Source organism: Streptomyces sp. NRRL B-24085, from assembly GCF_001282115.1.
Taxonomy (GTDB): Bacteria; Actinomycetota; Actinomycetes; order Streptomycetales; family Streptomycetaceae; genus Streptomyces.
Genome location: NZ_LJBR01000687.1, coordinates 1 through 1,579, shown reverse-complemented (window position 1 = coordinate 1,579; position 1,579 = coordinate 1). Strand labels below are relative to the sequence as shown.

The 1,579-nt window shown below is 74.5% G+C and carries 1 protein-coding gene; it reads left to right on the top strand.

Annotation, left to right across the window (positions count from 1 at the left end; all coding sequences use genetic code 11):
• Positions 1–118 precede the first annotated feature (118 nt).
• Entirely contained in the window at positions 119–1,390 is a 1,272-nt protein-coding gene (locus AOJ26_RS41200; RefSeq protein WP_053853420.1) for an MFS transporter, read from the top strand.
• The last annotated feature ends 189 nt before the right edge of the window (positions 1,391–1,579 follow it).

Here is a 1,579-nt window from a genome sequence, read left to right as displayed (position 1 = left end):
AGCTGTGTCTGGGGGGCAGGGCTGGGCACGGACATCGGGCGAACTTACAACACAGGTGCGTGAATCGGTGCGGAGAAGGTGTTGGACCCCTTGATCGTTGCCGCGCGACGGTGGGCGCATGCCGCCATCGAACCGACCGATGTTCACCATGACCGCGGACGCGCTCGTCATAGCCGACTTCGGCCCACGGGCCCCGCGTCGCCGCCGCGCCCCCGGCCCTTACCGCCGCCTTCTCGCCACCCCCGGAGCCCGCGCCTTCACCATCGGGAACCTTCTCGCCCGGCTCCCGATGGGCATGTTCGGCGTCAGCGCGGTCGTGATGATCGCGGGGACGCGCGGGTCGTACGCCCTCGCCGGCGCCGTCACCGCGGCCGGGCTCGGGGCCACGGCGGTCGTCGCCCCGTGGACCGCGCGGCTCGTCGACCGACACGGACAGGCCAAGATCGCCGTACCGGCCACGGTCCTGGCGGCACTGGGTTCGCTGGCGTTGCTGCTGTGCGTCCGCCTCGGCGCCCCGGCGTGGACGCTCTTCGTGTCGTACGCCGCCACCGCCACGACCCCCAATCTCGGCGGCATGTCGCGTGCGCGCTGGGCCCATCTCCTCGACGGCGACGAGAGGTCGCTGCATGTCGCGAACTCCTTCGAGCAGGCCGTGGACGAGGCGTGCTTCATGCTGGGGCCGGTGCTCGCGGCCTTCCTGTGCACGGCGTTCTTCCCGGAGGCGGGGACGCTGACCGGGGTGGTGCTGCTGGTGTCGGGCGTGCTGGTGTTCACGGCCCAGCGCGCGACGGAGCCGCCGGTGCGGGGGCGCGGACCGGCGAGGGCGCCCTTGCGTGCGCCGGGCGTCCCTCCGCTCCTCGCCGTCTGCCTCGCCATGGGTGCCGTCTTCGGCTCCATGGAGGTCGTCACCATCGCCTTCGCCGACACGCAGGGACACCGCTCGGCGGCCGGCGTCGTGCTCGCGCTCCAGGCGGCCGGGTCGTGCGCGGCGGGGCTGGTCTACGGGGCGAGGAGCCGGACCGGCGCCGGCTCCGCGGCGGACCGTTACGTGTGGTGCATAACTGCCATGACGGCCCTGCTGACCCTCCCCCTGCTGGCCGCCTCCCTCACCGGCTCCCTGCCCGTCCTTGCCGTCGCCCTCCTGATCGCCGGGATGGCGACCGCCCCGACGATGGTCACCGGCATGACCCTGATCCAGCGGCGCACCCCGCCCGGCCGCCTCAACGAAGGCATGACCCTCGCCGTGACCGGCCTCCTCGCGGGAATCGCCTGCGGAAGCGCGGCGGGCGGCTGGACGGCGGAGCACGTGTCGCCACCGGCGGGCTACGGCATCCCGGTCACCGCGGGGGCGGTGGCTCTGATGACGGCGCTGGGGTGGGTCCGGCGGTGAGGTGCCGGGTGCGGCTCGGTGCGGGCGCTGGGGTGAGCTGGCGGGTGCGGCTCGGTGGGGGCACTGGGGTGGGTCCGGCGGTGAGCTGGCGGGTGCGGCTCGGTGGGGGCCGGTCGCGCAGTTCCCCGCGCCCCTGGCGCCTGCGGCGGATCCGCGGCCCCGTGGCGGTCACGGCGTCTCAGCCAGGAG